Source organism: Rhizobium sp. NLR16a, assembly GCF_017948245.1.
GTDB lineage: Bacteria > Pseudomonadota > Alphaproteobacteria > Rhizobiales > Rhizobiaceae > Rhizobium.
The window spans coordinates 3,310,766-3,323,709 of record NZ_CP072865.1 but is presented as its reverse complement, the minus strand read 5'-3'; the positions used below and the strand labels follow the sequence as shown (position 1 = coordinate 3,323,709).

Sequence of the window (12,944 nt, the reverse complement as noted above, 5' to 3'; positions counted from 1 at the left end):
ACTGGGAGAGAATTGGCTGGGGAACCTGGATTCATGATTTCAATGGCTTAGCGAAAAAGCTTTGAAATTCCTACTGTTTTCCTGCCGCGAGCGACCGTGGATGCCACCTTTGTGCCCTGGCTTTGGGCATCAGTCAACAGGACGGCCGAGCGGCAATAATTTCCGGCGCCGACCGCTGGCGCAACTCACGAAAAGTTCTCCAACACTGCGAGGAAAGTATGCCGATCGCCCTGTCCCTCCGTCAGGCGCACGCGCCCCTCGATGTCCGCGAGATGGTGGTCCATCAGGTCCTGCGCCTTGGCAAGGTCTTTCGCCTTTAGCGCCGCAACGATCATGCGGTGATGGTCGGCGCCACAGTCGTCCTCGCGGTCTTCTTCGTAGAGCGACATGACAAGAGACAGGCGGGCGACGATCTTGGAAAGCATTTCCGTCAGCACGGGATTTCCAGCGAGGCCGGCGAGGACGATGTGGAATTTTCCGGAAAGAACGGTCTTCGATTTCTCGTCGCCGTGGTGATGGATGTGTTCTTCCTCGTCCGTCAGCCTCTCCAGCGCATCGAGTTGTTCTGACGTCGCGCGCATGATGACGAGTTCAAGCAGCAGCCGCTCCAACTTCCGCCGTGCTTCGAACAGGCTCTTGGCCTGCTCAATGCTCGGCTCGGCGACGAAGGTTCCTCGATTTCTCTTGCGTTCCAGCAGATGGTCGCTTTCGAGCACGCCGAGCGCGCCGCGAACGACGGTACGGCTGACCCCAAAATGTTCGGCGATCGCTTCTTCGAGGATCTTGGTCCCCGGCTTGAGCGCGCCTTCGCCGATCGCGGCGGCCAGCGTGTTGCGAATGCGTTCAGACACGTCGTCATTGTCAACAGTGTCGGGCGCGCCGTTGGCGGTCGTGGACGGTTTCAGGCTTTGACGACGCGTCTTCTTCATCATTCCTCTCCAGGCTTAACGGCAGCCTCCGGGTCACACCAGATGCCGTGACATATCCGATATCGGTGCGCCGTAATTTTTTCCATAAGAATGTTTGTGCGCAACTCGATGTTTCCACCGTAAGCCGGTGAAGTCAGACGGCCGAAGCCTCCGTTATTTCGGGCGATCAGGCCGCCTTCCTGTCCGCCGTTGCCGAATTCAGCGTGATGCCCTTGTTCTTGCAGATCGCCTCGATGTGACGCGCCGACTGCTTGATGAAGGCGATTGCCTCGTTGAAGCCGTAGGACTGATGCTCGTAGCTCGGGTAGCCGTACTGGCTGGCTTCGTAGGCCTCCCAGTCCGGGACCTCGCCGGAGGCGACGCGCGTTTCGTAGGCGTCCACCAGCGCCATGTAGGCGCCGAGCTCTTCGGCTGTGAGATCGGGATGGCCGGCGCGCCAGATCGGATCGTCGATCTGGATGCACTGGCGCGGGTTTGCCTTTCGCGGCTTGTCGGCGACGGAGGCCGCAACCTCCAGCGAGAGGTTGAGCGCGGGGTTGGCTTCGGCGAGGATCGGCAGGATCGTCTCGAAATCGACGATACCGCCGCCGACGGGCCGGGTCTGGAAGTCGAGGCCGCCGGGCGCGCGGCCGACATAGGCGTCTTTGATATGCGTCTGACGGACGAAGGGGGCGAGGCGCTTGGCTGCGAAGACCGGATGCTCGGCCCGCTGCAGGCCATTGGCAGTGTCGAAGACGACGCCGACGCAGTCGGAGCCGACGCTCTCGATCAGCCGCAGGATCTCGAAGGAGGTAATCTCGTCGTGGGTCTCGATATTCAGGTGCGCGCCATGCGCGCGGGCGACAGGCGCAAGCTTCTGGAGCACCTTCTCGATGCCGACGAGTTGGTCTTCCCAGGTGATATCGGTCCGGAAGCGGTCATTGGCGAGCCGGCCGCGATATTCGGACTTGAAGTTGCCGGGCGCGACCCAGAGTTCGAGGCAGCCGATGGCGGCACTCGCCTCGATCATGCGGGTGAAGCCGGCGATGATGTCGCCGCCGCCGGCGGCCCTGAGAGCCGGCTCCTCGGCGCTGCAATAGGGATTGATCTTGCCGATGCCGCTTTCCAGGTAAAGGCCGAGCTCGTCGGCCTTCGCCCGGATCTCGCGCAATTCACCCATGTCGAGCGTCGGGCTCATGTCCAGTGCCGTCGAGAAGAAGATGCCCGAAAGCCCGAGCTCCTTGACATGGTCGACGCTGCCGAGCGGGCCTCGCTTTTTCGATTCCGGCAGTTTGATATTGTCGATGCCAAGCTTCATGTCATGCTCCTTGCTGTTTCCTGACGGGTCCGCTGCTCTGGCGGCGCCCTTCGTTTTTGACGGGTCCTCAGGCGCGTTTCGCGTCGCGGAGCTTGTCGGCGCCGCTGCGGAATTTGGGCTGGAGGCTCTTTTCGAGATAGTGCTGGCCGATCGACGCCACCGTCGTGATCGCGAGGTACCAGATGGAGGCGACGAACAGCAGTTCGATCACCAGGAAGTTGCGGGCGTAGATGACCTGCGCCTGCGTCAGCAGGTCCTGCATGCCGATGACGGAGACGATGGCGCTCGCCTTCAGCATGCCGATCGCCTGATTGCCGGTCGGCGGGACGATGAGGCGTGCGGCTTGCGGCAGGATGATCGTCCGGAACGTCTGGCGAGGCTTCAATCCGAGTGCCGTCGCCGCCTCGCGCTGCCCGCGGTCGATGGCAAGAAGGCCGCTGCGGATGATTTCCGACATGTTCGCTGCCTCGTGCAGCCCGAGCGCCAGGAACCCTGCAAGCGCCGGCGTGACGAGGTCGTTGATCGAGATGCTGTAGTGTCCCACCCCGACCTGCGGTATGAAGAGCGCGATATTGAACCAGAGGAAGATCTGGACAATCAGCGGCACGCCGCGAAACCACCATACGATGCCCGCGGCAATCGCCTTCAGGACGATGTTCGTCGACGTTGCCATGATGGCGAGAAGGCAGCCGAGGCCGATGCCGAAGACCATGGCGCCGGCCGTCAGCTCGAGCGTCAGAAGCACGCCGCGCAGGATGGAGGGATGCACGAGATAGCGCGGAATCTCGGACCACTGAACGCTCTGGCTCTGCGCGACGACGCTGCCGAGGAGGACCAGCGCGAGGATCGCGCTGGCACCGGTTGCGAACTGTCCCCACTTGATCGACCTCATGGCCGGTGGCGGCAGGCTCATTGTCGTTGTTTGCGTGGCGAACAGTGTCATGAGGTTCACTCTGCGGGCATGCTGGCGGCGTCGTTGACCTTGACGGTCTTGACGGCAAGCGGGCCGAGGCTCCACTTCTTCATGATCGCCTCGTATGCGCCGCTGTCGACCATCTGCTGCAGGGCGGCGACGACGGTGTCGCGGAGCTCCGGATTGTCCTTTGCCGTCAGCATGCCGAGATAGCCGACGGCAAGACGGATATCGGGAAGCGCCTGCAGGCCCTTGCCGTTGCCCGTCTGGTGCTCGGTCGTGTAGACGCTGGTCGCATAGCCGTTTACGGTGGCGTCGGCACGGTCGGTGCGCACCGCCTGCAGCACGTCGGGCATCTTCGGGATCGCCATGATGTCGATCGGCGTCTTGCATTTCGCCGAGGCGGCCTCGACCATCCTGCCCTGGAAGGTGCCGACCGGAACGGCGACCTTCTTGCCGCAGAGGTCTTCCATGCTCTTGATGCCGAGCGGGTTGTCCTTGATCGTCATGATCGTGGTGGCGTCGTACATGTAGTCGATGACATCGACCTGCTTTTCCAGCTCGACATCGTCATTGATGCCGGAGATCGTCATGTCGAAGCGCTTGGACAGGATGGCGGGAACGATGGCAGCACCCGCGCCGACATCCGTCATCTGGACATCGACACCCAGGATCACGCCGAGGGCTGCGGCGATATCGGCGTCGATGCCGACAAGCTTGCCGTCATCGTCGTGGAAGCTGATCGGCGGCGTCAGATCCGTCGCAACCTTCAGAACGCCTGATGCCTTGATCGAAACGGGAAGGCCATCCGCCAGCTTCTTCGTCGGCACCACGCCGGGGAGCTTGGCAACGTCAGCCGCTTCCATCTTCTCGGCCACGCTCTCGGCCGCATGGGCCGACAGCGTCATGAGGGTAACGAGCGCGGTGGCGATGCCGGTCTTCAGGATTGTCTGCACGTTCTTCATGGGATCCCCTTTTTTAGATTTTGCCATGCGTGAATTCTCTGGGATCTTCCAAGCAATCACCGTGCCAGTTTTAAATTTGCGACATCAAGCGATTGAATTTGCATTAATAATTATTAATCTCCACTTCTCCGAATAAAGTTTCGCATATTATTTCGCATAATAATTCGAATTTACCGTGATTAAAAAATCATCCTTGACGTCGATTTTCTGAGCGAAATTTGCCTGAGGTCTCGCCGTTCTCTTCATCCTCATTCCCTGCGTGATGGCGAAACACCTGCGAAATTGCTCGTGGCTCGCCCGACGCATCGTGTCGGCGGTCGATAAATGAGCAGAATTCTGCACTGCATCGAACATTTATGACGAAACTTTAGACAAAATATCTTCCGAAATAAATAACGGAAATTTATAATAAGAAAGTTGCGAAACTTTTTAAATCATAAAAAGGTTCCTATAATCAGATAGTTGAGTTTATTCCGCTCGTCCTGCTTCGAATCTGGCACGGGCTTTGCAATTCCCTTTGCAACATGCTCCGGTGTCGGAGCGCTCGTCACAACCACGCAAGGTCAGGGAAGCCACATGCTAGACATCGCAAAGACGGCCGATCGCAAGCGGCTCAGTGTTCGGGGCGTTACCCATAGCTATGGCGGGCAGAATGCCGTCAGCGACATTTCCTTCGAAATCGAGGCCGGCGAGATTGTCGCGCTTCTGGGGCCGAGCGGCTGCGGCAAGTCGACGGTGCTGAGGGCCATCGCCGGCCTCATCCAGCCGAAGGCGGGCAGGATCGTGCTCGGCGACGACGACCTTGCCAATGTTTCCGCCCGTGCGCGAGGGATCGGCATGGTCTTCCAGAACTATGCGCTGTTCCCGCATCTGACTGTTGCGGAGAACATCGCCTATCCGCTCGCCTGCCAGAAGGTGCCGCGCGCGGAGCGAAACGCACAGGTCGCCGAGATGCTCGCGCTTGTCCGGCTCGATGGCTATGGCAACCGCCTGCCTCGCGAACTCTCCGGCGGTCAGCAGCAGCGCGTCGCCGTCGCCCGCGCGATGGCGGGCCGCCCGTCGCTCCTGCTTCTTGACGAACCCTTCGGCGCTCTTGACCGGGCACTGCGCTTCGACCTGCAGGTCGAGCTCCTTCATCTCCAGAAGACGCTCGGCATCACCACGCTGATCGTCACCCATGACCAGGAAGAGGCCCAGAGCCTCGCCAGTCGGCTGGTGCTGATGAACAAGGGCAACGTCGAGCAGATCGATACGCCGATGGCCGTCTACGATCGGCCGAAGACCTTGTTCGTCAATACCTTCATCGGTCAGACCAATCTCCTGCGCGGGACCGTTGCCGAGTTCGGCGACGGCAGCACGGTGATTGCTCTGGAGAGCGGCGAAACCCTCGTTCTCCCGCGCCGTCTGAGCTTCACCACGGGCTCGAAGGTCACGATCACCTTCCGGCCCGAAGAGGTTCGCCTGATGACGCAGTCAGGCGTGAACGCGCTTGCCGCGCGCATCACCGTTTCCGTGCCGCTCGGGCCCTCCCTGATCCACGACCTCGTCCTCGACGACGGCACGGGCCTGCGCGCCTCCGAGGTTCGCGGTCCCGGCACCGCCATTCCGGACATCGGGGCCCAGCTTTTCGCAGAGATCGACACCCGCAGGTGTCACGCATTTCCGGCCGAACCGGAAAGCATCCAGTGAATGCCTATGACTGAATGACATCAACAACAACCGACAGAGGTGACAGCATGAACGACTTCAAAATGACCCGCCGCCATTTCGGCCTTCTCGCTGCCGGCGTTGCTGCAGCTTCGGCAATGCCATTCGCCGCTCGTGCGGCGGCCGGCGAGACCGCCATTGCCGCGACCTTTCCGGGCAACTGGGAAGACGGCTATCGCAGCGTTCTGGGCCCGCTCGTCAAGGAAGCCGGCTACGGCCTGACCATCGCCCCGTCGATGGCGCAGGACCAGCTCGCCAAGGTCATGGCGAGCCCCGGCAACCCGCCCTACGATACGCTGCTGATGTCGCCCGGTCAGATGGCCGTGGCCATCGAAAACGACATCATCCAGAAGATCGACCCGAGCCGTCTCAAGAACTGGGGCATGCTCGATCCGGCCTTCCAGGGCGAATACGGTCCGACGGTGACGATCGAGGTCAACGGCATCGCCTACAATCCCGACCTCGTTCCGCGTCCGAAGGGGTATCGCGACCTGTTCGAAAATCCGGCCTACAGCGGCCTCGTCTCCTGGACCGGTTTCGGTTCGAACACGGCCGTCATGGCCTATACGGAGATGGCGAAGATTTTTGGCTCCGGCCCGAACGACATGGATGCGGTCTTCAAGCTGTTCAAGGACCATCCGGAACACCTGAAGGGCGTCGTCGACAGTACCAACCACCAGATGACGCTGTTCCAGCAGGGCGAGATCGCGGTCTTCATGTGCTCGACCGGCAATGTCGCCCGTCTGAAGTCGATGGGCCTCAAGGCGGAATATGTCGCCCCGGAAACCGGCGCGCCGGCAGCCCCGGTCAACATCCACCTGACCAAGGGCGCAAAGAACCTCGATGCGGCCTATGCCTATATGGATGCCGCCATCTCCAAGGCTGCGCAGGACAAGCTGAAGCTGCCGCCGACCGAGATGTTCCCGACCAACAAGGACGTCGCGCTGACGCCTGAGATCGAAGCCTATGTGACGCGCGAGCAGCTCGGCAACATGGTCTATCCGGACTGGGTCGCCATCAACAAGAACCGCGCCGACTGGATCCGCCAGTTCGACGCTCTCGTCGCAGGCTGAGGGGAGCATGATGAAGGCGGGCGGTTTTCCATACGTTGTACCGATGCTGTTGCTGTCGGTGGCGTTCTTTGCGACGCCGCTCGCCGTCCTCGTCGGTTTCAGCTTCACAGGCCCGGACGGGGCCACGCTGGCCAACTATGGCCGGTTCTTCGGGGACGCGTTCAATTTTCGCGTCCTCGTCAATACCGCCCGGCTGGGCCTGGAGACGGTTCTTGCCACGACGCTGCTCGGGGTGCCGATCGCGCTTCTCTACTGGCATAGCGGCAAGACGGCGCGCCAAGTCATCATCTTCCTGACGCTCATTCCCATGCTGACCAGCAATGTGGTACGCACCTTCGCCTGGATCGTCATCCTCGGCCGGCAGGGGCCGATCAGCGAGGCGCTGCTCGGGCTCGGGCTGATCGGTCGGCCGATGACCCTGATGTTCACCGAACTCGGCCTCGTCATGGCCATGTGCCAGATCGACCTGCCGCTGATCATCCTGCCCCTAGTCGCCATCCTGTCGCGCACGCCGGTTCAATATACCGAAGCAGCACAGGTTTCCGGTGCCGGTCCATGGCGCATCTTCGTCACCGTACTCGTCCCGCTCATGCTGCCGAGTCTGCTGGCCGGCTGGATACTGGTCTTCGCCAGCACCAGCAGTTCCTTCGTCACACAGGTCGTTATCGGTGGCGCGCGCAACGTCTATGTGCCGCAGTTGATCTACCGCGAGGTCGGCACGCTGTTTGACTGGCCACTGGCTTCGGCGATTGCCGTCGTGCTGCTGCTCTCCACCGGTTGCCTGCTCGTCACAATGACCATGATTTCCCGTCACAGGAGGCTTGTCGGCCATGGCTAATCCCAAGCTTACTCATAGGCGTGAAAATCCCATCCCCGGTCTGCTATACAGAGTTATCGTTTTCGGTTTCGGCACCTTCGCCGTGATCTATCTCGTCGCGCCGATCGTCATTGCCCTGACGATGTCCTTCACCTCGGGCCAGACCTTGAAATACCCGCCTGAAGGCTTCTCGCTTCGCTGGTATGAGGCGCTGCTCGATCCGGTCCGCTCGGCAACCGAACATGCGGCTGCCTTCAATTCGCTGAAGATCGCAGGCCTTGCGGTTATGGGCTCGCTGCTTTTTGCCGTACCCGCGACCATCGGCATGAGCCGGATGCGCAAGGGGACGGTCGGCGCGATCGAACCTTTGCTTCTGTCGCCACTCGTCCTGCCCAGCCTCGTCTATGGTCTGGCAGCCCTGATCGTCGCCAATTTCATCGGCTTCCAGCCGTCGCTCTGGCTGACCGTCGCCGGCCATGTCGTCGTCTTCGGGCCGCTGATGTATCGCGCTGCCTCCGTCGTCGCGCAGGGTCTCAATCCGTCGCTCGCCGAGGCATCGACCGTGATGGGCGCATCCTGGTTCACCACGCTTCGCCGGGTGACGCTGCCGCTCTTGATGCCGGGCATTCTTGCCGGCGCGTTCCTGGTCTTCATCCAGTCGCTGGACAATGTCTCGGTTTCGCTCTTCCTCGCGGATGCCGAAACGACAGTCCTGCCGCTCCGGATGTTCGCGCTGATCGAGGAGTCGCTCGACGTCCGCGTCGCCGCGATCTCGGGCATCCTCATCGGTCTCACCCTGATCGTCATGCTCGTCGCAAGGCGCGTTCTCGCGCCGCGGCAGGCCTGATCAAGCTCAAGAATAATCTGGAAGGAAACACTCTATGACCCCTAGCGCAACCAAGTCAGGATCCTACCGCGTCGGATCGCTGCTGGCCGATTTCCAGCCGGACTTCGATTTCGACGCGCCGCTGCCGCTGCCGGTCGAGGAATTCGAGGATCGCCTGCGCCGCATCCGCCGCCAGGCCGTGGAAGCCGGCCATGATGCGCTGATCGTCCATACCGGCGGCGTCGGCTGGTTCCACACGTCAAACCACTATCTGCGCTATATCTGCGACTGGATGCGCGAGGGTGTGCTGATTATCCCGACCGATGCCGACAAGCCGCTGACGCTGCTCTCCTTCTTCACCCAGTCCGTGCTTCTGCCGCCGGGCGGCGAGCCGGTGCTGGTTGAGGACATCTGGCAGATCGGTCCGATCGGCCGCGAATATGCCGACCGTCCCGGCGACAGCGTCGTCAAGACCGCCGAGAAGTGCGCCGAGCTTCTGGCCGGCATGGGGCTCGCGAAGGCGCAGATCGGCCGCATCGGCGACCGCACCTCGCTGACCTTCTGGGCGGCGCTCGAAGAACTGATGCCGAAGACGAAGTTCGTCGCCGACAACGCCATCCTCGACCGGATGCAGAAGGTCCGCTCGCCGCGCGAGATCACCATGTTCCGCGCCGCCGCCCAGCTCATCAGCATCGCCACCCAGGCTGCCTATCATGTTGCGAAACCCGGCGTCACCGACCATGAAATCTACGCCGCCTTCACCCAGGCGCAACTCTCCTACGGCGGCTTGACCGGCGACGGCTACCAGATCGGCATCAACGAGTTCGGCACCCATTGCGGCAAGCCCTACGGCCATGTCGTGCGGCCGGGCGACCTGATCAACCTCTATGTCTCGAATGTCACCTATCGCGGCTACACCGCCCAGACCGCCCGCATGATCGCGGTCGGCGGGATCACCAAACGGCAGGAAGAGGTGCTCGAAGCCTGCACCGAGGGCGTCAAGCGCGCTGAAAAGCTGATCCGCCCCGGTGCCCTGATGCGCGACGTCAACAACGCGGCCTTCGAGCCAATGATCGAGCGCGGCATGCTGACCTCGCCCGAAGCGCGCACCATGCCCTACAACTGGGCTCCGATGGACGATGGCAGCGCCCGCCTCATCCCGCGACAGTATGTGAAGAACATCGACTGGGAGGCGCAGGGCCGCAAACTCATGCACGTCTACCCGGCGACGCACGGGCCACATAATCCCAACCTTGGCCACTCGGTCGGCATGGCCGGAGGGCAGAACAGCTTCAACATCTCCTCCCACAATTACGACCGGATGGAAGAAGGGATGGTCTTCGTGCTCCATACGCAATGGCTGGAGCCGCTTTCGGCCGGCTGCAATGTCGGCGACATGTATGTCGTCACCAAGGATGGGTTCGAGAACCTCTCCCGCCATACTCCGCTTGAAACCCACCGCATCGCTGCCGAGGCCTGATATGACAGACCACACCCATTTCGCCTTCGCCACGCTCACAGAACGCGAGCGCTATAAGATCCTGATCGGCACCGTGATTCCGCGCCCGATCGCGCTGGTGACGACGGTCAGCAAGGACGGCCAGCCGAACGCCGGCCCGTTCAGCTTCTTCAATGTTCTGACCCACGATCCGGCAATCGTCGCCATCGGCGTAGAGAACTATGCCGACATGCGGTTCAAGGACACCGCCCGCAACGTCCGGGAGACCGGCGAGTTCACCGTCCACATCTGCGATAATGCACTGGTGGATCAGATGGAGGTCTGCGCCATCAAGTTCGGCCCGGAGGTGAACGAGATGGAGGAGGCGGGTCTTGCGACCATGCCCGGCCAGATGGTGCGAAGCCCCCGTATCCTCGCGGCCCCGGCCGCACTTGAATGCCGCCGTCACACAACTCTGCAGGTCGGCCCGGCCCGCGAGATCATCCTCGGCGAGGTCGTCGGCGTGTTTGTCCGTAGCGATGCGGTCAACGCATCAAACCTGCATATCGATCAGCAGATGATGGATGCGGTTGGCCGTATGGGTGGCCACACTTATGCCCGAACGCGTGACCAGTTCGATATCAAGACGCCGACGCTACAGGAGTGGGAAAGCCGGAAGGCGGGTGAGCAGACGGCGGCGTAGTGAGCTTCCGGCCGATCATCCGAGCTTTTCTGTGATCGGAAAATTGAAAATTGAGTGAAAGACGGCTGCCCGGACAGGAATGAACGAAAGCGGCGGGTATGTGCGGCCGCCGATAGAAGATGAGTTTCTGCGGCGAGTGAGTTCTTGACCTCGTGGCGCACTGCCATGACGAAACCCCTGTCTTCGCCCGAAGGGGTCGGTTGCGGGGCGCTAGTGCCTGGTTCACCAGTGGGCGTCAGTTCTTGGCATCAGGTCGCCAATATGCCAAAACGAAATCCGGCATGAGTCAACAAATCAATGGAGAGAATTGGCTGGGGAACCTGGAAAGTAATCCAACTTTCAGTAAGCCTATGATGCAAAACAACCTATTGCAAACAAACAGCTTATTTTCTAGGACTGTTCCGGTTGGGTGTTCCGGAATAGTGCTACGGATGGGCGGATTTGGCAAGGGTTACATATCTCGAACGGCGAAACGCTACCTACTACGCGAGGCTGGATGTCCCGCTCGATCTCGTCGGGCATTACGGAACCACGACGCGCAAGAAGTCTCTGCGCACCAAGGATGAGAACGAAGCGAAGAAGCGCCTCTGGCCCGTGATAGAGGGTTGGCGCGCTGAATTCGAGGAGGTTCGTGCGCGCCGAGAAATTACCTCGGACGACAAGGCGATCGCCGTCTGGCAGCACTACGAGGCTACGATTGACGGCTATGATCGCACGCAGCGGTCCATGCCAACACCGGAGCAGATGGATGCCGAATTGCAGCACATCTATCGCCAGATCGACATGGGGGAGATCACGTCCGAGAATTTTTTCGGCATGATCAACGCCTACACCGATTATGAACTCATGCTTCGCGCACGCACCGATGACGCAAACCTCCGTGCGCGCCGTCTCAACGCACTGAAAAGCGCGCTTACGGCCGGCGATGCGAAGTTGATCGAGCCTGCAGTAAAGAAGTTCGTTGCCCAGCATCGACTACTTGTCGATACGGGGTCTGATGAATACCGCGAGCTCTGCACCTTGATGACCCGGGCGGAGATCGAGGGGCTACAGCGCACCCTGGAGCGTGACACAGGAGATTTCTCAGGTGCTCCCAAAGATCCGATCGTTAAGCCTGCGAGCGGTAGAGCTCGCGAAGCGGCAGCGCCAGGTGAGACTATCATGGAGCTGTTCGAAAGCTACTCCCGCGAGAACCCGAACCAGATCAAGCCCGACACGCTGGCGCAGGCTCGCCGAGACGTTGGTCTGTTCGTTGAATACGTTGGCAGCACGTTCCCGGTGCATCGAATTGACAAGAAGGTGGTTCGCGAGTGGAAGGCGCTCTTGCTGCAATATCCTGTGAAGGCCACCGAGACGAAAGCGTTCGAAGGGATGAAGCTCACCCAAATCGTCAAGCACAATGAGACGGTGAAGAAGCCGACGATCAGCACGACGACCGTCAATCGATATCTTTCCGGCTTCAGCGCGTTCTGCACCTGGTTGACGAACCACGGTTATATCGCGGCGAATCCGGCCGCTGACATGTTTCTGAAGAAATCTAAGGAGAAGACGACGAAGCCCTTCGCGGTTGACGAAATGAACGCCTTGTTCAATTCGCCGTTCTTCACCGGATGCCAGAACGATGAAGCTCCCCGGTTTTGGAGTAAGCCGGGCAATGTCCTTATCCGCGATCACCGTTATTGGGTGCCGCTTGTCATGCTTTATTCCGGTGCGCGCCCCGCAGAGATAGCGCAGCTTGGTGTCGGAGACGTGCGTGAAGACCGCGGCCATTGGATCATGCACATTACGACTGAAGGGGAAGGCGACAAGTCTGTGAAGACTTCCGGCTCGATGCGTGTGGTGCCGGTGCATCCAGAATTGGTAAAGTTGGGCTTCCTCGACTACCACGCCACGATAAGGGAGAAGGGTGGCCAGCGCCTCTTCCCAACGGCCGAGCGTAATGATCGCGGTCAGATGATTGCAGACTTCAGCAGAGATTTCCCCCGCTATCTGACGAAGATCGGGTTAAAGGAGGGGCGCGGTCTTTCCCTCTACAGTTTTCGACACGGAGCAGCAGACGCGCTTCGGCGCGCAGGGTATTTGGATGAGCAGTTTGGCTTCATCCTAGGGCACACCGCAGGCACAATGACTCAGCGTTACGGGACGTTGCCGCAAGGTATGCTTGAGCTGCGCGTGGAACTTATAAACTCGATCGCGTATCCAAATTTGGACATCGATCATCTAAAGGTGAATAATCAAGCAAGCACACTTGTGGCAGGGAGCTGTTGAGCAATGGA

The 12,944-nt window shown here is 60.6% G+C and carries 11 protein-coding genes; 7 read left to right on the top strand and 4 right to left on the bottom strand.

Annotated elements, in window-relative coordinates:
- Nucleotides 1–185: 185 nt before the first annotated feature.
- The 4 genes from J7U39_RS16120 to J7U39_RS16105 form a co-directional block, all read right to left on the bottom strand.
- Nucleotides 186–929 (bottom strand): GntR family transcriptional regulator, encoded by a 744-nt coding sequence (locus J7U39_RS16120; RefSeq protein ID WP_210629103.1) that lies wholly within the window; start codon nucleotides 927–929, stop codon nucleotides 186–188.
- Between the two features lie 166 nt (nucleotides 930–1,095).
- A complete protein-coding gene (locus J7U39_RS16115) occupies nucleotides 1,096–2,226 on the bottom strand; it encodes a sugar phosphate isomerase/epimerase family protein (protein WP_210629102.1) in 1,131 nt (376 codons plus the stop codon).
- A 67-nt stretch (nucleotides 2,227–2,293) separates the two neighbouring features.
- Nucleotides 2,294–3,169, bottom strand: coding sequence for an amino acid ABC transporter permease (locus J7U39_RS16110; protein WP_210629101.1), 876 nt, complete (start codon nucleotides 3,167–3,169; stop codon nucleotides 2,294–2,296).
- A 5-nt stretch (nucleotides 3,170–3,174) separates the two neighbouring features.
- Nucleotides 3,175–4,104: an ABC transporter substrate-binding protein gene (locus tag J7U39_RS16105; protein WP_210629100.1), complete on the bottom strand. Its 930-nt coding sequence runs from the start codon at nucleotides 4,102–4,104 to the stop codon at nucleotides 3,175–3,177.
- Nucleotides 4,105–4,680: 576 nt separating this feature from the next.
- Between J7U39_RS16105 and J7U39_RS16100 the strand changes: the two genes are divergently transcribed.
- From J7U39_RS16100 to J7U39_RS16070, 7 genes are all read left to right on the top strand, one after another.
- Nucleotides 4,681–5,793 (top strand): ABC transporter ATP-binding protein, encoded by a 1,113-nt coding sequence (locus J7U39_RS16100; RefSeq protein WP_210629099.1) that lies wholly within the window; start codon nucleotides 4,681–4,683, stop codon nucleotides 5,791–5,793.
- A gap of 47 nt (nucleotides 5,794–5,840) precedes the next feature.
- Nucleotides 5,841–6,884 carry an extracellular solute-binding protein gene (locus tag J7U39_RS16095; protein ID WP_210629098.1) on the top strand — a complete coding sequence of 348 codons (1,044 nt, stop codon included), beginning with the start codon at nucleotides 5,841–5,843 and terminating at the stop codon, nucleotides 6,882–6,884.
- A 7-nt stretch (nucleotides 6,885–6,891) separates the two neighbouring features.
- A complete protein-coding gene (locus J7U39_RS16090; RefSeq protein ID WP_210629097.1) occupies nucleotides 6,892–7,722 on the top strand; it encodes an ABC transporter permease in 831 nt (276 codons plus the stop codon).
- Nucleotides 7,715–8,548 (top strand): ABC transporter permease, encoded by an 834-nt coding sequence (locus J7U39_RS16085; RefSeq protein WP_210629096.1) that lies wholly within the window; start codon nucleotides 7,715–7,717, stop codon nucleotides 8,546–8,548. The genes J7U39_RS16090 and J7U39_RS16085 overlap by 8 nt, the downstream gene beginning before the upstream one ends.
- Nucleotides 8,549–8,582: 34 nt before the next feature.
- Nucleotides 8,583–10,007 (top strand): Xaa-Pro peptidase family protein, encoded by a 1,425-nt coding sequence (locus J7U39_RS16080; protein WP_210629095.1) that lies wholly within the window; start codon nucleotides 8,583–8,585, stop codon nucleotides 10,005–10,007.
- A 1-nt stretch (nucleotide 10,008) separates the two neighbouring features.
- Nucleotides 10,009–10,668, top strand: coding sequence for a flavin reductase family protein (locus J7U39_RS16075; protein ID WP_210629094.1), 660 nt, complete (start codon nucleotides 10,009–10,011; stop codon nucleotides 10,666–10,668).
- A 441-nt stretch (nucleotides 10,669–11,109) separates the two neighbouring features.
- On the top strand, nucleotides 11,110–12,936 hold the full coding sequence (locus J7U39_RS16070; RefSeq protein ID WP_210629093.1) for a site-specific integrase: 1,827 nt from the start codon (nucleotides 11,110–11,112) through the stop codon (nucleotides 12,934–12,936).
- Nucleotides 12,937–12,944: the final 8 nt, after the last annotated feature.